Annotated in this window: 19 protein-coding genes; 10 read left to right on the forward strand and 9 right to left on the reverse strand. The window is 63.2% G+C overall.

Annotation, left to right across the window (positions count from 1 at the left end; genetic code table 11):
• Positions 1-23 precede the first annotated feature (23 nt).
• From bla to LNV09_RS06735, 6 genes are read right to left on the reverse strand one after another with little or no spacing between them, the layout of a single operon-like run.
• Complete coding sequence (gene bla, locus LNV09_RS06710; RefSeq protein ID WP_263556320.1) at positions 24-935, reverse strand: class A beta-lactamase; 912 nt, start codon at positions 933-935, stop codon at positions 24-26.
• A complete protein-coding gene (gene parC, locus LNV09_RS06715) occupies positions 935-3,262 on the reverse strand; it encodes a DNA topoisomerase IV subunit A (protein ID WP_263556321.1) in 2,328 nt (775 codons plus the stop codon). The genes bla and parC overlap by 1 nt, the downstream gene beginning before the upstream one ends.
• Entirely contained in the window at positions 3,259-3,945 is a 687-nt protein-coding gene (locus LNV09_RS06720; RefSeq protein ID WP_263556322.1) for a lytic transglycosylase domain-containing protein, read from the reverse strand. The genes parC and LNV09_RS06720 overlap by 4 nt, the downstream gene beginning before the upstream one ends.
• Positions 3,942-4,478, reverse strand: a complete 537-nt coding sequence (locus LNV09_RS06725; protein ID WP_263556323.1) for a GNAT family N-acetyltransferase — start codon at positions 4,476-4,478, stop codon at positions 3,942-3,944. The genes LNV09_RS06720 and LNV09_RS06725 overlap by 4 nt, the downstream gene beginning before the upstream one ends.
• Before the next feature lies 1 nt (position 4,479).
• Positions 4,480-4,638: a hypothetical protein gene (locus tag LNV09_RS06730; protein ID WP_263556324.1), complete on the reverse strand. Its 159-nt coding sequence runs from the start codon at positions 4,636-4,638 to the stop codon at positions 4,480-4,482.
• Positions 4,635-6,638 carry a DNA topoisomerase IV subunit B gene (locus LNV09_RS06735; protein WP_263556325.1) on the reverse strand — a complete coding sequence of 668 codons (2,004 nt, stop codon included), beginning with the start codon at positions 6,636-6,638 and terminating at the stop codon, positions 4,635-4,637. Before LNV09_RS06735 ends, LNV09_RS06730 begins: the two co-directional genes overlap by 4 nt.
• 74 nt (positions 6,639-6,712) lie before the next feature.
• Here LNV09_RS06735 and LNV09_RS06740 point away from each other — a divergent pair, with 74 nt between their 5' ends.
• From LNV09_RS06740 to LNV09_RS06770, 7 genes are all read left to right on the forward strand, one after another.
• Positions 6,713-8,032: an amidohydrolase family protein gene (locus LNV09_RS06740; RefSeq protein ID WP_263556326.1), complete on the forward strand. Its 1,320-nt coding sequence runs from the start codon at positions 6,713-6,715 to the stop codon at positions 8,030-8,032.
• 37 nt (positions 8,033-8,069) lie between these two features.
• Positions 8,070-9,308 (forward strand): MFS transporter, encoded by a 1,239-nt coding sequence (locus LNV09_RS06745; protein ID WP_263556327.1) that lies wholly within the window; start codon positions 8,070-8,072, stop codon positions 9,306-9,308.
• Positions 9,305-9,430 (forward strand): hypothetical protein, encoded by a 126-nt coding sequence (locus LNV09_RS06750; protein WP_263556328.1) that lies wholly within the window; start codon positions 9,305-9,307, stop codon positions 9,428-9,430. Before LNV09_RS06745 ends, LNV09_RS06750 begins: the two co-directional genes overlap by 4 nt.
• Complete coding sequence (locus LNV09_RS06755; protein WP_263556329.1) at positions 9,430-9,996, forward strand: class I SAM-dependent methyltransferase; 567 nt, start codon at positions 9,430-9,432, stop codon at positions 9,994-9,996. Before LNV09_RS06750 ends, LNV09_RS06755 begins: the two co-directional genes overlap by 1 nt.
• Before the next feature lie 49 nt (positions 9,997-10,045).
• Complete coding sequence (dapA, locus tag LNV09_RS06760; protein ID WP_263556330.1) at positions 10,046-10,927, forward strand: 4-hydroxy-tetrahydrodipicolinate synthase; 882 nt, start codon at positions 10,046-10,048, stop codon at positions 10,925-10,927.
• A gap of 107 nt (positions 10,928-11,034) precedes the next feature.
• Entirely contained in the window at positions 11,035-12,258 is a 1,224-nt protein-coding gene (bamC, locus tag LNV09_RS06765) for an NlpB/DapX family lipoprotein (RefSeq protein ID WP_263556331.1), read from the forward strand.
• 85 nt (positions 12,259-12,343) lie between these two features.
• Positions 12,344-13,126 carry an MBL fold metallo-hydrolase gene (locus tag LNV09_RS06770; RefSeq protein WP_263556332.1) on the forward strand — a complete coding sequence of 261 codons (783 nt, stop codon included), beginning with the start codon at positions 12,344-12,346 and terminating at the stop codon, positions 13,124-13,126.
• An 81-nt stretch (positions 13,127-13,207) separates the two neighbouring features.
• On the opposite strand, the gene LNV09_RS06775 is transcribed toward LNV09_RS06770, so the two are convergent.
• The 3 genes from LNV09_RS06775 to LNV09_RS06785 all read right to left on the reverse strand — a co-directional run bounded on the left by LNV09_RS06775 (position 13,208) and on the right by LNV09_RS06785 (position 15,309).
• Positions 13,208-13,492, reverse strand: coding sequence for a hypothetical protein (locus LNV09_RS06775; protein ID WP_263556333.1), 285 nt, complete (start codon positions 13,490-13,492; stop codon positions 13,208-13,210).
• A 177-nt stretch (positions 13,493-13,669) separates the two neighbouring features.
• The gene (locus tag LNV09_RS06780) at positions 13,670-14,185 is read right to left on the reverse strand and encodes a hypothetical protein (RefSeq protein ID WP_263556334.1); all 516 of its coding nucleotides are present in this window, start codon (positions 14,183-14,185) and stop codon (positions 13,670-13,672) included.
• Positions 14,185-15,309 (reverse strand): JmjC domain-containing protein, encoded by a 1,125-nt coding sequence (locus LNV09_RS06785; RefSeq protein WP_263556335.1) that lies wholly within the window; start codon positions 15,307-15,309, stop codon positions 14,185-14,187. The genes LNV09_RS06780 and LNV09_RS06785 overlap by 1 nt, the downstream gene beginning before the upstream one ends.
• Positions 15,310-15,503: 194 nt before the next feature.
• Here LNV09_RS06785 and LNV09_RS06790 point away from each other — a divergent pair, with 194 nt between their 5' ends.
• Genes LNV09_RS06790 through LNV09_RS06800 form a run of 3 tightly spaced genes read left to right on the forward strand, consistent with a single transcriptional unit; the run spans position 15,504 to position 20,041 of the window.
• Positions 15,504-16,778, forward strand: coding sequence for an efflux RND transporter periplasmic adaptor subunit (locus LNV09_RS06790; RefSeq protein WP_263556336.1), 1,275 nt, complete (start codon positions 15,504-15,506; stop codon positions 16,776-16,778).
• A 36-nt stretch (positions 16,779-16,814) separates the two neighbouring features.
• Positions 16,815-17,576: an ABC transporter ATP-binding protein gene (locus LNV09_RS06795; RefSeq protein WP_411969232.1), complete on the forward strand. Its 762-nt coding sequence runs from the start codon at positions 16,815-16,817 to the stop codon at positions 17,574-17,576.
• Positions 17,576-20,041: an FtsX-like permease family protein gene (locus tag LNV09_RS06800; protein WP_263556337.1), complete on the forward strand. Its 2,466-nt coding sequence runs from the start codon at positions 17,576-17,578 to the stop codon at positions 20,039-20,041. Before LNV09_RS06795 ends, LNV09_RS06800 begins: the two co-directional genes overlap by 1 nt.
• Positions 20,042-20,058: the final 17 nt, after the last annotated feature.

Raw genomic sequence — 20,058 nt, forward strand, 5'->3', positions numbered from 1 at the left:
GAACCCACCCCTGGACATTGAATTTATGAGGGCAGGCCGCCGTCCAGGGTCCGGAAATGGTTCAACACCAGCGTCGCCAATTCAGCGTGTACGACATTCAAAGCCGCCACAGGCTGATTGGAGCCGGTCATGAACACGGCCAGCAGGATGGGTGCCTGCTTGGGTGGAAAGAAAATCGCGACATCGTTGACGGCGCCATTGGCTCCGCTGCCGGTTTTGTCACCGGCCGGCCAGTCTTTCGGCGCGCCGGCGCGCAAACGCTGCAAACCGGTCTCGGAAGCGTTCATCCAGACCAGCAATTGCTGGCGCAACTCGCCCGAGAAAAAGTCACTGCAAAGCAAGCGCTCCATCAGGCCGACAAAACTCGCCGCCGTGCTGCTGTCGCGTGGGTCATTCGGCAGATTGCTGTTGAGTGCGGGCTCGATGCGGTCCAGTCGCGTGACCATATCGCCCAGCTCGCGCATGAAGCGGGTCAAGCCGGCCGGGCCGCCGACCAAGGGCAAGAGCAAATTGGCCGCCGGGTTGTCGCTGACTTCCAGCATGGCCGAGCACAACTCGCCGACATTGAGCGAGGCCGAGACCGAACCGGCTTGCAGCAAGCTCCCTGTCACCGGCGCGTGGTCCACCATATCGCGGGGGCCAAAACGCACGCGCTGATTCAAATCCAAACGGCCGCTGTCCACCTTGGCCAACACGGCCGCAGCCAAGAGCAGCTTGAAGGTCGAACACATCGCAAAGCGCTGCTCGGCCTGAAAGGCAAACTGAGCACGGCTACCGGTGTGCAAGGCGAACACGCCGATCTGCCCGCCGATCTGGGTTTGCAGCGCCGCGCAGCGCGCTTGCAAAGAGGCTTCAGCTTCAGGCGTCGCCAAACTCGACAAGGGCAAAGGCAAGCCCGCCAGCAGAATCAAACGCCGCTGAATCTTCTTCATCATCAAGGTGTCAGCACTCGCAGAACTTTCTGGAAGGCCTCGACCTGCTTGCCTTTGCGCGCGCGCTTGCCTGCATAACTCGCCAGGCCCACGCCCTTCAGAATCTCTTCCTTGGGCTTGGCGCCACGACCGGTGCCCAAGACCTGCAGCGCCTGCGTGAAGGCGGCCACGCTGATCAAGGCGTCTTTAGCTTCCAGGTCGATCAGGGTCAGGCCACGGCCGCCCTTGGGCTGATGCTTCAACTCATCCAGCGCGTAGGTCAGCAGCCGGCCGTTCAGCGTCAGGCAAGCCATTTGAACGCCGACAACCTCGCCAGCGGGCACCGGCGCCGGCGGCAAGATCTTCTCTTCGCCTTCCAGGCTCAGGAAGGTCTTGCCGGCCTTTTGGCGGCCGACCAGATCGCCCACCTTGGCGATCAGGCCGAAGCCGCCGGTGCCAGCCAGCACCAGGCGGGTTTCGGCATTGGCAGCAAAGTAATGCGCGATTTGACTGCCGCTTTCCAGCTCGATCAAGGAAGTGATCGGCTGACCGTCGCCACGCCCGCCCGGCAGCAAGGAGATCGGCACCGAATAAACCCGGCCATTGCTGCCGAACACGATCAGCGGGTCCACACTGCGGCATTGGAAGGTGCCGTAAAGCTGGTCGCCCGACTTGAAAGCCAGCGCACCGGCCTCGATATCGTGACCCTTAAGCGCCCGCACCCAGCCCTTGCCGCTGACCACCACGGTGACCGCCTCGTCAACGATGCGGACCTCGGCCGAGGCCTTCTTTTCCTCTTGGATCAGCGTGCGGCGCTCGTCGCCAAACTGCTTGGCATCGGCCTCGATCTCGCGGATGACCGTGCGCTTTAGGCTACCGGGGTTGCCCAGGATGTCCTCCAGCTTGCTTTGCTCTTCGCGCAAGCCTTTGAGCTCCTGCTCGATCTTGATCGCCTCCAGGCGCGCCAACTGGCGCAAACGGATTTCAAGAATGTCCTCGGCCTGACGATCACTCAAGTTGAAGCGAGCAATCAGCGCCGGCTTGGGCTCATCGGCATTGCGGATGATGCGGATCACCTCATCGATGTTCAAGAGCACCAGCTGGCGCCCTTCCAACACATGGATGCGATCTAACACCTTGGTCAAGCGGTGCTGGGTGCGGCGCTGCACGGTCTGCTGGCGGTAGCCCAGCCATTCGCTGAGGATCTGGCGCACGCTCTTCAAGGTCGGACGGCCATCGGCGCCAATCATGGTCAGATTGATTGAGGCCGAGGTCTCCAGGCTGGTGTGTGCCAACAAGGTCGAGATCAAGTCCTGCTGCTCAACCGTGCGGCTCTTGGGCTCGAACACCAGGCGCACCGCCGCGTCCTTGCTCGACTCGTCACGCACGCAGTCCAACACTGCCAGCAGGCTGGCCTTGAGCTGCAACTGCTCGGCGCTCAAGGCCTTTTTGCCCGCCTTGATCTTGGGGTTGGACAACTCCTCGACCTCTTCCAAGACGCGCTGGCTGCTGCAGCCATGCGGCAATTCGGTCACGACCAATTGCCATTGCCCGCGCGCTAGGTCTTCGATCTTCCAGCGCGCGCGCAGCTTCATGCTGCCGCGCCCGGTCTGATAGGCCGAGCGGATATCGTCGGCCGAGCTGATCAACTGGCCGCCACCCGGATAGTCGGGGCCGGGCAGGATGGTGAACAAGGCCTCGTCGCTGAGCTTGTCGTCTCTCAGCAGCGCTACTGCGGCGGCGGCCACTTCGCGTAGATTGTGGCTGGGCACCTCGGTGGCCATGCCCACGGCAATGCCGCTGGCGCCGTTCAAGAGCACAAAAGGCAAGCGCGCCGGCAATTGGCGCGGCTCTTGCGTGGAGCCGTCGTAATTGGGCTGAAAGTCGACCGTGCCTTCGTCGATTTCGTCCAGCAGCAGGCGGGCTATCGGCGCCAAGCGCGCCTCGGTGTATCGCATCGCCGCAGCGCCGTCGCCGTCGCGGCTACCGAAATTACCCTGACCGTCGATCAGCGGATAGCGCTGTGAAAAGTCTTGCGCCATGCGCACCAGCGCGTCGTAGACCGACTGGTCACCATGCGGGTGAAAGCGACCCAAGACATCGCCGACCACGCGTGCGCCCTTGACCGGCTTGGCGCCGGCCGTGCCGGTGAAGGCCAGACCCATGCGCTCCATCGAATACAGAATGCGCCTCTGCACCGGCTTTTGGCCGTCGCAAACATCGGGCAAGGCGCGGCCCTTGACGACGCTCAGCGCGTATTCAAGGTAAGCGCGCTCGGCGTAATGGCCCAGGGTCAGCGCGTCAGGGTCATCCTGCGGCGGGGGTGCGTCGAAAATCGAAGTTTGGGTCATGGTTTGTCAGAGTGAATCGTCAGGTGTTGAGCTGTGGCGTGCATGCCGTTCTGCAGCAAGGTCCAGTACAGCTCCAGCACCAAATGAACATGGGCTTGAGTTTCGTCAATCGGCGGCACGACACCACCGGCGCGGCGCACGGCGCCCTCGCCGGCGTTCCAGGCCGCCAGCGCCGCATCAATGCGGCCAAAGCGTTTGATCAGGTCGGCCAGCATGCGAGCGCCGGTCAGGACATTGGTTCGGGGATCTAACAAGCGCTTTTCGGCCGGCTGCAGGCGCTCCAACAGCGTGGCATAGCGGGCCGCCGCGTCCGGGGTGATCTGCATCAGGCCGATCGCGCCGCGCGGCGACACCGCGGCCGATTTGTAGCCCGACTCCACCGCAATGACCGCCTTCAGCAAGGCCATGTCCACGCCGGACTTGGCTGCCGCCTCGCGCAAATAGGGCTGCACCGCTTTGACCTCGGGCGCGATCTCCAGCCAAGTCAGCAGATGCCGGCTCCCGTCTTGCTTGCCCGGCACGCGGCCCTTGCTTGAGTCCGGCGCGCCCAGCACCAAGTTGTAGGCGCCACTGAGTTGCCGATCGGCCAGGTGGGCGGTGCCGGCACCGTCAACATAAGCCCATAGCTCAGCATGGGCAGGCCAAGCGAGCGACGCCAACAAGAAGACGAGCCAAATCCTCATCCGCCCTGCTCCTCACCGAGCGCCACGCGGGCCTGGTATTCGCGATCCAACATGGACATCACGATCAGGCTGTCGTAGCCGTCTGCACCTTCGATATTGACCCGCACACTCTCGCGCAGTCGGCCCTCTTCGACGAAACCCTCGCTGGCATAGAGATTCAGTGCACGGGTATTGAGCGCCTTCACATCCAGCCAGAAACGATGCGCGTGCAACTGCGTGAACGCCAGCTTCTTGAGCAGGCGCGCACAGGCGCGCCCCAAGCCTTGGCCCTTGGGCGCCAAGACGATGCGTTTGAGCTCGACCGAGCCGTGCGGATTGCGGCAGCCCTGAAAAATCACGAAACCGGACCGTTTGGATTCCGGCCCGACCTCGATGATGAAGTGGCGGAAATCGGGGAACCGCACCGCGCCCTCGTGCTGCGTACGCTCCCAGGGCGTGATGAAGGGCCGGTTGGCGGCATCCTGCTCGACCGAGACCACAAAATCCAGGTCCGACAACATGGTCGGGCGCAGGCTGACCCGCGGCGTAGTCATCTCAGATGTCCACTTCGACCGAGTCGCCGTGGATCTCCATCAACTCGCGCCGTTGGATCTGCCACACCCGGTCGCCTGAATACAGGCGCCCACCCTCCGAGAGCGTAGGCCCTTGCTTGGGGCGGCCCGGCGCAGCGGGCCTTGATGCGCCTCGACTCATATGTCGACCTCAACCGAATCGCCGTGGATCTCCATCAACTCGCGCCGAGACGAGGCCTCACCCTTGCCCATCAGCTTGTTGATCGAGGTTTCCGTTTCCGTGAGATTGAGCTGACCGAGCGCGATCACGCTCAGCCGCCGGGTCTCGGGGTTCAGCGTCGTGTCCCACAACTGCACCGCGCTCATTTCGCCCAGGCCTTTGAAGCGGCTGATGCTCCACGAGCCTTCGCGCGCGCCTTCTTTGCGCAGCTTGTCTAGCGTAGCGGTCAACTCGCCCTCATCCAGCGCATAAATTTTGGCGGCCGGCTTCTTGCCACGCGCCAGCGCATCGACCCGGTACAGCGGCGGGCGGGCGACATAGATATGGCCGGTCTCGACCAGCTTGGGGAAATGGCGGAAAAACAGTGTCAACAGCAAGACCTGGATGTGCGAGCCGTCCACGTCCGCGTCCGACAGGATGCAGACCTTGCCGTAGCGCAGGCCGGAGAGATCCGGCGAGTCGTTCTTGCCATGAGGGTCGACACCCAGCGCGACCGAGATGTCGTGGATTTCATTGTTGGCAAACAGCCGGTCACGCTCAACCTCCCAGGTATTCAAGACCTTGCCGCGCAGCGGCAAAATCGCCTGCGTCTCCTTGTTGCGGCCCATCTTGGCGCTGCCGCCGGCCGAGTCGCCCTCGACCAGAAAGATTTCGTTGTGAAGCAGATCGCGGCTCTCGCAATCGGTCAGCTTGCCTGGCAGCACGGCCACACCCGAGCCCTTGCGCTTCTCGACTTTTTGCGAAGCACGCTGACGCGTCTGCGCCTGCTTGATGACCAGTTCGGCCAGCTTTTTGCCGAACTCCACATGCTGGTTCAACCACAACTCCAGGCCCGGCTTCACATAGGTGGAGACCAGGCGCAGCGCGTCACGGCTGTTCAAACGCTCCTTGGTCTGACCCTGAAACTGCGGGTCCAAGACCTTGGCCGACAGCACGAACGAAGCGCGCGAAAACACATCGTCCGGCATCAGCTTGACGCCCTTGGGCAAGAGGCTGTGCATCTCGATAAAGCCCTTGACCGCGCCGAACAGGCCGTCCTTGAGGCCGGATTCATGCGTACCCCCGGCGACGGTCGGGATCAGATTGACATAGCTCTCGCGCATCGCCGCGCCTTCTTCGGTGAAGGCCACGCACCAGGCGGCGCCCTCGCCTTCGGCGAAGTTCTCGGTCTCGGCCCGGCCCGCGTATTGCTCGCCCTCGTACAGCGGGATCAACGGTTCGGCATTGAGCGTCTGCATCAGATAGTCGCGCAGCCCGCCCTGGTAGGACCAGGTTTGCACATCACCGGTCTTTTCATTCGTCAGCGTGACGATCACGCCCGGCATCAAGACCGCCTTGCTGCGCAAGAGGTGGATCAGCTCGTTCTTGGGCAGCTCGGCGCTCTCGAAATATTTGGCATCGGGCCAGACGCGCACCATCGTGCCCTGTTTACGGTCACCACGTTCGGCCTTGCGCGCCGCCACCGGCTCGACCACATCGCCATTCTCAAACGCCAGCGTTGCCACCTCGCCGCCGCGCCAGACCGTCACCTCCAGGCGCTTGGCCAAGGCATTGGTGACGCTGACGCCGACCCCGTGCAGGCCGCCCGAGAAACTATAGGCGCCGCCTGAGCCCTTGTCGAACTTGCCGCCGGCGTGCAGGCGGGTAAAGACGATCTCGACCACCGGCACGCCCTCTTCGGGGTGCAGGCCGAAGGGGATGCCGCGGCCGTCGTCGGCAATCGAGACCGAGCCATCGCTGTACTGGATCAGGTCGATGCGCTTGCCGAAACCGGCCAACGCTTCGTCGGCCGCGTTGTCGATGACCTCCTGGATCGTGTGCAGCGGGTTGTCGGTACGCGTGTACATGCCCGGCCGCTGTTTGACAGGCTCCAGGCCCTTGAGTACGCGGATCGAGCCCTCGCCGTAGCTGCCGAGGGCCGGAGAATTGCTGGAAGAAGTTGATGCTTTGCTGGTCGCCATGGGGCAGATTCTAGGCGGCGGCCCGCGGCCAAGTGCGCAAACGCTGCCAAGTTCCCGGCTAGCATGTCGGCCCTATGCACCTCAGATTCCCATTTTTTCGCCTGCTTGCCTGCTGGGCCTTGACCTTGAGCGGCCCGGCCATTGCCGAGCCCGATGCCCCTGCACTGACGGCCGGGCCGTCCATCAGCATGGAGCTCAAAAACGCCCAGTGGTTTGACGGCAAGGGATTCGTCAAGCGCGGCACGCTGTATGTCAAAGACGGCAAATTCAGCAATCAGAAAATTAAAAAACCGCAACGCAGCCTGGACTTGGCCGGGCAGTTCCTGATCCCCCCGCTGGCCGAGGCGCACAACCACAATCTGCAAAATGGCTGGGGCTATGCGCGCTATGCGAACAGCTATTTGCAACTTGGTGTGTTCTACGCCGCCATGCATTGCGGTGAGCCCCAGGGCGTGGCGCTAGCGCGCGGGCTGGCGAATCAGCCGGCCGCGCCGGACATCTTGTTCGTCAGTGCCTGCATCACGTCTTCAGACGGCCAGCCGCTGGCGCAACTGATTGGGAGTGAGGCCGGCACGGCGGCCAAGCTCAAGCTGGAGGACGTGGCGGACAAACAGCTGCTGATCATGGACTCGCCCGAGCAGGTGGCGCAGAAGTGGGCTCTGGTGGGCCCGCGCAAGACCGACCTGGTGAAATTGATGTTGAGCCGCAGCGAAAGCCCCGAGCTGCGCGGTGACGCCAAGCAACAGGGCCGCTTGGGCCTGAAACCCGAAGTCGTGCCGGCCATCGTCAAACGCGCGCATCAGGACGGGCTGCGTGTGATCGCCCATGTGGAGACGGCCGGCGACTTTGCGCTGGCCCTGCAGGCTGGCGTGGACTGGATAGACCATCTGCCGGGCTACTTTTTCCATGACGGCTTGAGCACCGAGGCCTACCGCATCAGCCCCGAACTCGCGGCCGAAGCGGCCAAGAAGCATGTGGCCGTTATCACCGGCACCGCAGCGGCGACGCTGTTCCGCGCCACGCCAGAGACGCAAGCGGCGGTGCGCCGTCTGCAGATCGACAACCTGCAAACGCTCAAGGGCGCCGGCGTCAAATTGCTGCTGGGCTCGGACGTCTTCAACGGCGGGGCGCTGACCGAGTTGCAACATCTGGACGGCTTGGGTGTGCTGGACCGGGGGGCACTTCTGCGCATGGCCAGCATCACCACGCCGCAAGCGCTCTACCCAAAACGGCGGCTGGGCTGCTTCGAGGCCGGCTGCGAGGCGAGCTTTTTGCTGCTCGCGGCCAATCCGCTCAATGACCTGGCCGCGTTGGGGCATATTCAGCTGCGCGTCAAACAAGGCCGGGTGATCGGGCCCCAATCAGGGCCGCAGTCAGGACTGCAATCTCCGTGACAGACAGGGCTGAGCAAAACTCGCTACATTGCTGGGCATGAATTCCACGCCTCTGCCAAACGCACCCGCCCGCCTGTCGATGAAACAAGTGCTGCTGTGCGGTGCTTTGATCGTGACCCTGTCCATGGGCATACGTCATGGCTTTGGCCTGTTTTTACAGCCCATCACCATGGACCGCGGCTGGACGCGCGAAACCTTCGCCTTCGCGCTGGCAATTCAAAACATCGCCTGGGGCATCGCCGGCCCCTTCACAGGCATGCTGGCCGATCGTTTCGGGCCGTTTCGTGTCTTGATGATTGGCGGCCTGCTGTACGCGCTGGGCCTTGTCCTGATGGCCTTGTCGACCTCGGGTCTGGCCTTCACCGGCAGCGCCGGCCTGCTGCTCGGCATTGCCCAATCCGGCACCACCTATGCGGTGATTTACGGCGTGATCGGACGCAACGTCGATCCATCCAAACGCAGCTGGGCGATGGGCGTGGCCGCGGCGGCTGGCTCCTTTGGCCAGTTCTTGATGGTGCCGGTGTCAAATTGGCTGATCAGCTCAAACGGCTGGCAAGACGCGCTCTTTATCCTGGCCTGCCTGTCCTTGATCATCATTCCGCTGGCCTTTGGTTTGCGGGAACCCAAGACGGCAGGACACAGCCCGCATGCGCATTCGCAAAGCATTGTGCAGGCCTTGCGCGAGGCGTTTGGCTACCGCAGCTTCCAGCTGCTGATGGCCGGCTATTTCGTCTGCGGCTTCCAAGTCGTCTTCATTGGCGTGCACATGCCCAGTTACCTCAAGGACCAGGGCCTGAGCCCGCAAGTCGCGACCTATGCCTTGGCCTTGATCGGCCTGTTCAATGTGTTCGGCACTTATGCGGCCGGTTCGCTTGGCCAGCGCTTCCCCAAGCGCTTCATCTTGTCCGCCATTTACGCCCTGCGTTCTGTTGCCATCGTGGCCTTCTTGACCGCGCCGCTGACACCGACTTCGGTCTACCTGTTCTCGGCCGTGATGGGTGTGTTGTGGCTGTCGACCGTCCCGCCGACCAACGCGGTGCTGGCGCAGATGTTCGGCATCCAGCATATGTCGATGCTGAGCGGCTTTGTCTTCCTGAGCCACCAGATCGGCAGCTTCTTGGGCGTCTGGCTGGGCGGGCGCTTGTACGACCAAACTGGCAGCTATGACGTCGTCTGGTGGCTCGCCGTGGCCTTGGGCGTGATGGCTGCCTTGGTCAATCTGCCGGTGCGTGAGAGCCCGATCGCGCGGCCGCAGGCAAGGCCGGTCGCCACATGAGCGCGCCTGCCCGCTGGGGCCTGCGACTGGCCGCCTTGCTGTTGCTGGGCGCCGTATTTTTGAGCTATTTTCGAGCTGACTTGATGGTCCAGCTCTCCGAACAAATCTGGGCTTGTTTCTGATGGCTTCTTCCACTTCCACCGTGACATCCTCCTTGCCCTCCAAATGGCTGCTGCGCTGGCCGCAAGCGATGCGAGCCGGCGGCACGGCACTTGATCTGGCCTGCGGCAGCGGCCGCCATATCCGGCATTTGGCTGCGATGGGGATGACGGTCACCGGCGTCGACATTGACGCGGCGGCCACCGCCGGATTAGAGAGCCATGCCGAAATCATCAACGCCGACATCGAAACCGGCCCTTGGCCCCTGGCGGATCGGCAGTTCGATCTGGTGCTGGTCACCAATTACCTCTGGCGCCCCTTGATCCCCTTGATCACCGCCGCGGTCGCGCCGGGCGGCTGGCTGATTTACGAAACCTTTTCCCAGGGTCAGCAAAGCATAGGCAGGCCCGCCAGGCCGGAGTTCTTGCTGCAGCCGGGCGAGTTGCTGGAGGCCTGCAAGGGCCTTAGCGTGGTAGCTTTTGAAGACGGCTTCGAGGTGATGGCCGTCAACCCACGCTTTGTGCAGCGCGTTGCTGCGGTGCGCGATCTGCATGACGGGGTTTTTCAGCGCTACGCCCTGGACCAATAAAAAGCGGACAGCGCTGCTGAGTAGAATTGACAGATAACTGGGAATTGCAATGAACGGATTAGTTGGCAGCATCGTGGCACTCGTGACACCGATGCAAGAAGACGGCAGCGTGGATTACGCAACACTGCGCAATTTGATCGACTGGCATATCGCCGAGGGGACCAGCTGCGTCTGCGTGGTCGGCACCACCGGCGAGTCGCCTACCGTCGACGTGGAAGAGCACTGTGAGGTGATCCGGGTCGCGGTGGAGCATGCGGCCGGCCGCGTGCCCATCATGGCCGGCACCGGCGCCAACTCGACCGCCGAGGCCATCAATCTCAGCCGCTTCGCCAAAAAGGTCGGCGCCGACTGCAGCTTGTCGGTCGTGCCCTACTACAACAAGCCCTCGCAAGAAGGCATCTACCAGCATTACAAGGCGATTGCCGAGGCCGTCGACTTGCCGATGATGCTCTACAACGTGCCCGGCCGCACCGTCGCCGATATGCAGCCTGAAACGACGCTGCGCTGCGCCGGACTGCCGGGCGTGTTCGGCGTCAAGGAGGCCAGCGGCAATATCGAACGTGCGGCTCAGTTGATCAAACTCGCACCCAAGGGTTTTTCGATTTACTCGGGCGATGACGGTACCGCGATCGCTTTGATGCTGCTGGGCGGCCACGGCAACGTCAGCGTCACCGCCAATGTGGCGCCGCGTCTGATGAGCGAGCTGTGCCGCGCCGCGCTGGCCGGTCAAGCGGCAGAGGCGCGCCGGATTCACTTCCAACTGCTCGACCTGCATAAACAACTGTTCTGCGAGCCCAGTCCTGCTCCGACCAAATGGGCGGTGGCCAAACTCGGCCGCTGCAAGAACGTGCTGCGCCTGCCCATCACCACGTTGACGGCAGAGGGTCAGGTCAAGGTTGAGCGGGCGATGCAAGAGGCTGGTTTGCTCTGATCGAGAAGTCAGTCGCAGTCTGCTCTAATCCCCCCATTCGCTTTTTTTGAAATACTGGCTGCCTTAAACCAGCCTCAGCGGCTCCAGCCGCCCTGATTCCCTCGGAGATGTCTAGCGTGACTCGTTCCTCATTTTTTCCCTCCACGGCCACTCCGGTGCGCCTGGCTTGCCGCTTGGCAGTTGCATCTTTGCTGGGATCATTGGCTGCTTGCAGCACTCTGGACAACACCTTCTCGTCTGAGAAGGTTGATTACCGCAGCGGTGCGCGGCAAACCGCCGGGCTGGACATTCCGCCCGATCTGAAGCAGTTGGCACGCGAGAATCGCAACCAGCCGCAAGGCGAAACGGTCAGTGCGGCGAGCTTCCAGCAAAAGGGCAAGGAACAAAAAGCTGCCGTCGCCAGCCAGCCTGGCAATCTGGTGGCTTTGAACGCTGTGGCCGATATGCGCATCGAGCGCAATGGCTCGCAGCGTTGGCTGGTGAGCAGCTTGACACCCGAGCAGATTTGGCCTCTGGTGCGTGATTTTTGGCAAGAACGCGGTTTCGAAGTGCTCAAAGATTCGGCCGATGTTGGCGTGATGGAAACCAACTGGAACGAAAACCGCGCCAAATTGCCGCAAGACATCATCCGCTCGACCATCGGCAAGGTGTTTGACGGCTTCTACTCGACCGGCGAGAAAGACATGTTCCGCACCCGGCTAGAGCGCGGCGCCAACGGCGTCGGCACCGAGGTCTTCATCAGCCACCGCGGCATGCAAGAGGTTTACACAGGCGCGCAAAAAGACAGCACCGCCTGGCAACCGCGCCCGAGCGACCCGCAGTTGGAAGCCGAAATGCTGTCACGCCTGATGCTCAAGTTGGGCGCCAGTGACGAGCAAGCCAAGGCCGCACTGGCAGCCGCCAAGTCACAAGCGATGCCGACGGCCGCAGCCGGCACGGCCACGGCAACAGCCGCTGTGATCGGGGCTGCCAACACCCGCTCTTTGGCCGAAGTACCAGATTCTTTGCAAGTCAACGAAGGTTTCGAGCGCGCTTGGCGCCGGGTCGGGCAGTCACTGGACCGCCACGGCTTCACGATCGAAGACCGCGACCGCAAGCAGGGTCTGTTCTTCTTGCGCTATGCCGACCCGACCCAGGCTGGCAAGGAAGAGCCGAACTTTTTCCAGAAGCTCTTCACGTCCGACAGCGCCCAAGTGGCGACGCGCTACCGCGTTTCGGTCAAGTCCGAAGGCGAGCGCAGCACCGTGATGGTGCTGGACGACAAGGGCCAACAGCAAACCAACGAGAATGCCAAGCGCATCCTCAACTTGCTGATGGACGACTTGCGCTGAACCGGGCCCGACCCGACCAAGCTAACGCCGCTGCCGCAAGGTCTGCGGCGTTTTTCATTGTTCTCGCCCAGAAGGTACTCTTTCCATGCGTTTTTGCAGCCTAGGCAGCGGCAGTGGCGGCAATGCCAGCCTGATCGAAGCCAGCCAAGGCATTACCCGCACACAGCTCTTGGTCGATTGCGGCTTCAGCCTGCGTGAATTGACACGCCGCCTGGCCCGCGCTGGCAGCAGCCCGGCTGAATTGGACGCCATCTTCATCACCCACGAACATGGCGACCATGTCGGCTGCGCCCTGAATCTCGCGCAGCGCTATCGCATCCCACTGTGGACCAGCCGGGGCACTTGGCGCGCCATGGGCGGCCTGCCTGACTTCGACTCCAAACTGCTGCATCTGATCAAGGACGGCGAAAGCGCCGAGCTGGGCGACATCCAGATACAGCCATTTGCCGTGCCCCATGATGCCAACGAGCCGCTGCATTTACGCTGCAGCGACGGCGCCAAATCGCTCGGTCTGATCACCGATCTGGGCCACCCCTGTGCTTCCGTGGCACTGGCCTTGCAAGGCTGCCAAGCGCTCTTGCTGGAATGCAATCACGACGAAGCCATGTTGCAAGCGTCCAACTATCCCTTCAGCCTGAAGCGCCGCATTCTGGGCAGCCACGGCCATCTCTCCAACGCCAGTGCCGCCGAATTGCTGCGAAGTTGTTTGCACGCGGGACTGGCCCATGTGGTGGCCGCCCATCTGAGTGAAAGCAACAACACGCCGGCGCTGGCCGCCGCGAGCTTGGCCGCTGTCATGGGCTGCCGCCCCGAAGCCATTGCCGTTGCGAGTCAGGCTCTGGGCTGCGACTGGACACAGCTCGGCTGAGTAAGCCGGACAAAACCAATGGACGCAAAAAAGCCGCCTGGTTCGCACCGGGCGGCTTTTGCGCTAATCGGGGTGAGCCGATTACTTCTTGACAGCGTCCTTAGCTGCATCAGCAGCCTTGTTGACGGCGTCAGCAGCCATGCCGCCCACTGCGGAAGCAGCGTCAGCAACGCCGGTCGCGGCAGCCGAAGCGCCAGCGTCAACAGCGGTCACAGCTGCCGAGGCAGTTGCGTCAGCAGCAACTGCGACAGCCGAAGCGGCCTCAGCAACGGCAGGAGCCACAACAGCAGGAGCTTCTTCTTTTTTGCCGCAAGCGGTCAGAGCAACAGCAGCCAGCACAGCAGCCAACAGGATCGACTTGTTCATACTTATCCTCAAAAATCGTTAAACGAAATTGCAATTACCGGTAATTTTTTGAAGTCCAACAACGTTAACCAATCCTCGCGGTGGCTGTTGTTGTAAAACTTCGGCATGACAAGACGAGGAAACCTCGAGCGCTTCCACCGCCTAGCCACAAATTATAGCTTGCTCATTTGTAAGGCCTTAGAGGCCCAGTGTCGTAACAGCAAACGATTCGCTTGATCGTTGCGCCAATGCATCAAACCACTGGCTTTTTTGCAAAGCATCGTTGGTTTCGGTAGAAATTGTGGATCGCCAGAGCTTCTTGTCGAACAGGCTCAGACTCGGCGCCTGCTCCATGCCAGCGGCGGTGAAGAAGGATAGCGCGCCCCCACAGGAGCCCGTCGCCGCCAAAGCATCCGGTGTATAGGCCAGGGCCCGCACACAATGCCCCCAGTTGCCTCGCCAGCGAACGAAACGCGGGTGACGCTGGCGCAAGTCCTCGAATTGAGCGGCCAGCAGATGCAAGCGCCGATTGGGCTTCGCCCAAGTGGTCAAGGCCGCCAGCAGTTCTGCGTCCGACCAGGGCCAATCGACCAGGCTTTCATCGAAGCAATACATGTCCCGTGCGTCTGCCGCACAGGCCTGCATCAGCGCTTGGCGCAAGTTGGCCACAAAAGCCGTCCTGCCCTCGAACTTGCCCGGCGCCAGCGCGTCCATCAGCCCTGCTCCGCCTCTTGTTGCACCCAGCCGTCTTCGACCCACTGCGCCAGCAAGTCGCGCGCGCCCTCGGACAATTGAGCGACCTGCTTGCGTGTCAGCAGCTTGCTGTCTGCAAACGCACGCATCAGCGTCGCATCGCGGCCGGCGGCGCGGAAGGACTCGCCGTTGATGAAGACATGGGATTTGTCGTACATCATGCGGCTACGCCCGTCCAGGCTAACGCCCTGATCCGGCGCAAACTCGGCACCCGCCTCGAACCAAACGCGCGGCTTGGGTTCGGTCAAGGCCTCACCCAGAGCGCGCTCCAAGGCACGCGGTTCACGCAGCGCGCGCTCGGCGGCGTCGCGGGCAAACTCGATCAGCTGCTCGGGCACCAAGCCCGGCGTGGCAGTCGCTTGCTGCTTGGGGTCGGCATACATTTTGTTGGCGTAACCCTGATCTTCATCGTCCATCAAGCGGCTGAGCAGATCCTTGGCCAACTCGGCCCGCCAAGGCGTACGGAAGCCGACCGAACAGGTCATGCACTCGCCCACCGCCACGCCGTCATGCGCCCAGCCGGGCGGCAGATAGAGCATGTCGCCGGCGTCGAGCACAAACTCCTCCTCGTACTCGAAGTTCTTGATGATCTTCAAGGGCACGTCATCGCGCAGCTCGGCATTCGGCTGCCGGCCGATGCGCCAGCGCCGCTGGCCCTGCACCTGAATCAAAAACACATCGTAGGAATCGAAATGCGGGCCGACCCCGCCGCCATCGGTAGCGTAGGAAATCATCAAGTCATCAAGCCGCGCCTCGGGCACAAAGCGGAACTGGTTCAATAAGTCGGCCGCAGCCGGCAGATGTTGCTCCAGGCCTTGAATCAACAAGGTCCAGCCCGGTTTTGAAAAAGGCGGCAACTTGGCCACCGGGCCCGGATAAAGCGCCCAACGGCCCTCGAATGAGCTGGCCAAGCGCGACTCGACATCCTCGCTGGCAGCCATGCGCGCCAACTCGGTACGGGTGGCCGGCGGTTTGATGCCGGGCAAGGCTTGGCGGACCAGCAAAGGCTTTTTCTGCCAATGCAGGCGCATGAATTGTTCGGGCGAGAGGCCGGCGAGCAGCGGCAATGGAGATTCAATGTTCATGGGCGACATTGTGCTTGCTGGCGCGGACGAACGCGTCCCCTTGGCGTCCCAGTATCGGGAAAAACGACAGCAAGCCCGTCCCAATTTCGAGACCGCTTGCGCCAACTCAAGTCCATGCTGGCGGCCCAGGGGCTTGTAAATCAGACACTTGGCCAGCGAGAGGCGCTTGGCACGAGTCCTGCGTTAGATAAGTCATGGACATCCACCGCAGCCCTCACCGACTCGCTTTTTTACGTCGCCCCATCATCAAATGGAGCGGCCTCACCGCCATCGCACTGGCGCTGTTGGGCGGCGCCCTGAGTTTTGGCCTGAACGCACGCCCGGCCTCGATGAGCGTGAGCGCCAAGACCGTCAGTCTGGCCACGGTCGAGCGCGGCGCATTGGACTTGGACCTGCGTGCCAGCGGCATCTTGCTGCCCAGCGAGGTCCGCTGGATCGCCGCGCAGAGCGAAGGCAGGGTCGAGCGCATCGCCGTGCAGGCTGGGGACGAACTGGCGCAGGGTCAGGTCTTGCTGGTCATGAGCAATCCGCAATTGCAACAGCGCGCAGAAGAAAGCCGCTGGACCCTGGAGCAGGCACAGGCCGAGGCGCGCGCGCTGCGCTTCAGCTTGGAGAGCCAGCAAATGAGCGCCACGGCCGCCGTTCAGCGGGCCGAACTGGCGCTGCAAAGCGCGCAACTGCAGTGGGCTGCCGATCAGGATTTATTGAAAGACGGCATGGTGTCCAAGCTGGCCTATCAGCGCAGCGAATTCAACCTCAAACAAAGCACACAAGGCTTGAGCCTGGAGCGCCAACTCTTGCAGCAGGCCCAAGCCAACCAACAAGCACAGCTGAGTGCCAAGCAGGCGACGCTCGCCAAATTGAGCAAGAGCCTGCAGCGAGACCTTGACCAAGTGGCCGCCTTGACGGTGCGCGCACCGATGAGCGGCATCCTGCAGGAGCTGAACTTGCAGCCCGGCCAAAGCGTGGCCACCGGCGCCAATCTGGCCAAGATGGCCAGGGCCGACGCTCTTTACGCCGAACTGCAGGTGCAAGAGGCGATGGCCCGCGATATCGCCGTCGGCCAAACCGTGCGGCTTGATCTGCGCACCGGCGGCAGCGACGGCCAAATTGCCGGCCTTGTCTCGCGCGTTGCGCCCAGAGTCAGCAAGGGCTCGGTCCAGGTCGACATCAGCCTGCAAGGCCCACTGCCGCGCGGTGCCCGGCCAGATCTGAGCGTGGACGGCACGATCGCCATCACACGCCTGACCGACACATTGCAAGTGCAGCGGCCGGTTTTCAGTCAAGCGCAGTCGACGGCCAGCGTGTTCCGCATCGGCACGGACGGCGTGGCCGAACGCGTGCCGGTGCAATTCGGTGCAGCCTCGGTCGGCCGGATTGCCATTCTTTCGGGCCTGAGCCAAGGGGACCGCATCGTCGTCTCCGACACCAGCGCCTGGAGCCAGGCCACCCGCGTCAGCATCCGCTGAATTCAAGTTCAAATAGTTAACCCAGGAGATCCCCCTATGAGTTCCACCCCGCCTCTGATCAAGCTGCAAGGCATCCAAAAAAGTTTCCTCACCGATGAGTTGGAGACCCGCGCGCTGGACGATGTTGATCTGCAAATCCACAGCGGCGAGTTCCTGGCGGTCAGCGGCCCGTCCGGCTGCGGCAAGTCCAGCCTGCTGGCCATCCTGGGCCTGCTCGACAGCCCCAGCGCCGGCAGCTACGCCTTGGCCGGGCAGCCCGTAGAAGCGCTGGACAACCGCGCCCGCGCGCTGCTGCGCAACCGCCAGATCGGCTTTGTCTTTCAAGCCTTCAACCTGATCGGCGACCTGAGCGTGGAAGACAACGTCGCACTGCCGCTGAACTACCGCAGCGAGATCAGCCGCGCCGAGCGCCGCGCCCGCGTGGCAGAGGTGCTGGCGCAGGTCGACATGGGTCACCGCGCACGCCATTACCCGGCCCAGCTGTCCGGCGGCCAGCAGCAGCGCGTGGCCATCGCGCGCGCGCTGGTCGGCAAGCCCAGTCTGATCCTGGCTGACGAGCCGACCGGTAATCTCGATTCACGCAACGCCGATCTGGTGATGCAGTTGCTCAGCGATGTGCATGCCGGCGGCGCCACGCTGTGCATGGTCACGCACGACCCGCGCTACGCAGCGGCCGCGCAGCGCACGATCTCGCTGTTTGACGGCCGCGTGGTGGCCGACATGCCCACCTTGATGCCAACGCTTGCACCAACGCCTGCGCTAGCTCTGGTCGCGCGTCAAACTGCGGAGCAGCTGTGATGTGGGACGACCTGAGCCAAACCCTGAACTCGCTGCGCCGCGCCCCCGGCTTCGCGCTGCTGAGCCTGTTGACGCTGAGTTGCGGCCTGGGCTTTGCAATCTATAGCGCGGCCATCTACTTCAGCTTCACCGCCGGCAACATCCCCTTCCCCGAGCCCGAACGGCTGCTCGCCGTCGAAGCCACCCGCCACGACGAGCGCACACAGGGCAAGAGCGTTCACTACCTGGATTTTCTTGAATACGCCCGCGCAACACCCAGCCTGGAAGGGCTGCAGGCGCTGGATACCGCCACCGTCACGCTCGGCGGCACGCAGCAATACCCACAGAACTTCCAGGCCGCTTATGTGCCGGCCGCCATCTGGCCCTGGTTGGGCGACGCGGCCAAGCCCGAGGCCGGGCGCCTTTTGCAAGCCAGCGACGAGTTACCCGGCGCACCGCCGGTGGTCGTCATCGGCGCGGATATCTGGCGCAACTTTTTGGGCGGCAGCAAGCAAGTCATCGGCAGCCACATCAGCATCAACGGCGTCAGCACCGAAATCGTCGGCGTGGCGCCGGCTGCGCTGCGCTTCCCGATGACACAACAGCTCTGGCTGCCCTTCAATATGCCCGGCGCCGGCATGGTCCGCGCGCAGGCTATGGAGATGGGCACGGCCAAGCATGTGTTTGTGCTCGGGCGACTCAAGGCCGGCGCTAGCCGCTCCCAAGCTCAGCAGGAGTTGGATCTGACGGCGCAGCGTTTGGCCGCCAGCTTCCCCAAAAGCAATGCCAAGGTCGGCGCCGTGGCATTGCCCTATGCCAAGTGGGCCATGCCGGACACCGACGCGATCTATCTCGGTCTGGCCGGTGCGGCGGTGTTGCTGCTGAGCCTGGTCTGCATCAACACCGCCAACTTGCTGCTTGCGCGCGCCAACGAGCGGCGCCAAGAGTTGGCGGTGCGGGCCGCGCTGGGCGCGCCGCGTGGCCGCCTGATTCAGCAAATGCTCGCTGAAGCCTTGATCCTGAGCCTGGCCGCCGCGCTGATCGGCCTATTCTTCAGCGCCTGGGCCTTGGAGGCGACACAGCAAGCGGTCTTCGAGACCTCGGACGGCCGCATGCCCTTCTGGATTCGAATCCAGATGAGCGGTGCGGCGGCGGCCTTTGGCCTGGGCCTGACCTTTGTCACCGCGCTGGCCACCGGCTTGCTATCGGCCTGGCGCGCCTCGGCTGTCGATGCCGCGGCGGTGCTGCGCGATGGCCGCGGCGCCAGCGGCCGGGCGGCCGGGCGTTTCAGCCGCGTGCTGGTGTTCTTGCAAATCATGTTGTCGAGCTTGTTGCTGCTGGTGTCGGCCGCGCAGGCCTATTCGGTCCATCAACGCCTGAACGCCGGCACCGGCGCGCGCACCGAGGGCGTCTTGACGGCCACACTGCGGCCGCGCCAGGCCGCCTACACCCAAGACGAGCCCGCCCGCGCCCAACTCTGGGCCCGGGTCGAAACTAGTCTGCGCGAGAGTGCGGCAGCATCAAATGCCGGCGTCGCCTTGAGTCTGAGCCTGCCCGGCGGCGGCATGTCGTCGACCGAAGAGGTCTTGCCCGAAGGCATGACCGTAGAAGATGAGCGCTACCCCGAGGCCGGCACCTACAGCGTCAATGCCGGCTTCTTCAAGACCCTCGAGGTAGCCCTGCTGGCCGGGCGCGAGTTCAGCAGCCATGACCGCGCGGACAGCTTGCATGTGGCCATCGTCAATCGCAACTTCGCGGCACAGTATTGGCCGGGCCTTGACCCGCAAGCCGTGTTGGGTAAACGTTTTGCCTTGAACCCCAAGGTCGACAAGACCGGGACGAAGGTGCGCGACTGGTACACCGTGGTCGGCGTCAATGGCCATCTGGTTCAAGGCACGGGCGGCGACAGCGGCATACGCAGTCACAACATTTATCTGCCTATCAGCCAGTCGGTCCCCGATCAGCTGGGCATTGCCATGGTTGGCTGGGACGATACGGCCACCAACCGCGAGTTGCTGGCCAAGGCCATCGCCCGCGCCGACCCCGCGTTGGCGCTCGAGCATGTCTACAGCGCCGAGGAGCGGCAAAAGATTGCCTACGGCGGCTCCGAGGTGATGGCGGCACTGTGCCTGATCCTGGGTTTGATGACGCTGGCCTTAGGCGTTAGCGGCATCTACGGCGTGACCAGCCGGGCGGTGGCACAGCGCACGCAGGAAATCGGCGTGCGCCGCGCCGTCGGCGCCAGCGATGCGCAGGTCTTGCGCCTGCTGCTGCGCCAAGGGCTTTGGGCCCTGGCGCTGGGCATGCCGCTGGGCCTGCTCTTGGGTTGGTTGGCGATCACGCAGATGGATGAGGTCGGGCCGGCCTTGCTGCTCGGCGTGTTGGGCGTCGGGCTCGTGATCAGCGCGGTGGTGATGTTGGCGACCTGGTTGCCGGCTCGGCGCGCGATCGCAATGCCGCCGAATATGGCCTTGCATTGCGAATGAACTTGGGCGCCACGGTC

This window comes from Paucibacter sp. B2R-40 (genome assembly GCF_025717555.1).
GTDB lineage: Bacteria > Pseudomonadota > Gammaproteobacteria > Burkholderiales > Burkholderiaceae_C > Paucibacter_A.